The sequence below is a fragment of the Corynebacterium glyciniphilum AJ 3170 genome, assembly GCF_007673095.1.
GTDB lineage: Bacteria > Actinomycetota > Actinomycetes > Mycobacteriales > Mycobacteriaceae > Corynebacterium.
This window is the reverse complement of the sequence record NZ_VDYZ01000045.1, coordinates 1-552: the sequence shown is the minus strand read 5'-3', so window position 1 is coordinate 552 and position 552 is coordinate 1. Positions and strand designations below refer to the sequence as shown.

At 67.6% G+C, this 552-nt stretch carries 1 pseudogene; it reads left to right on the top strand.

The annotated features are described in order from the left end of the window. A pseudogene (locus tag FS507_RS17760) lies at nt 1-552 on the top strand (hypothetical protein); the annotation flags it as partial.

Sequence of the window (552 nt, the reverse complement as noted above, 5' to 3'; positions counted from 1 at the left end):
GTGACCGACTGGATCCAGAACACCGGCATCACCTGCCACACCGCCCTGGCCGATGTCACCGACGAAGTGCTGTGCCGAGTCGCCCCACTGATCGTGCAGGACACCGAGGCCGCAGAGGCCGGAGCGGTATCACTGACCCGCCGGGGTACCCGGTTGACCCTGGACTGCGGCAGTGAGCTCACCGCCGAGGCAGTGTGGTCAGCGATCAACACCGCAGCCCTGGAGACCCGCCGGGAAACAATGACAGACACGACAGACACGACCACAGAAAGCAACGACACCGAGACCGACACCCCACCCCCGCCTGCCCCGTTGATGTCGCACTGCCGCGGACAGGTCGCCCTGCGCCTGCTCGGCGGACACCGCGACCAGTTGACCGTCACCGTCAACACCTACCAGACCCACCCGGACCAGCCGTGCTACGTGCTGGGCAGTGGGTGGGTGACCGCCCGAACCGGTGGTGAACTGGCTGCCCTGGCGACCCGGGTGCGTGAACTCCCGGACCCCGCCAGCATCCCGGACACTGAGGCCTACCGGTTCACCACCGTGCAG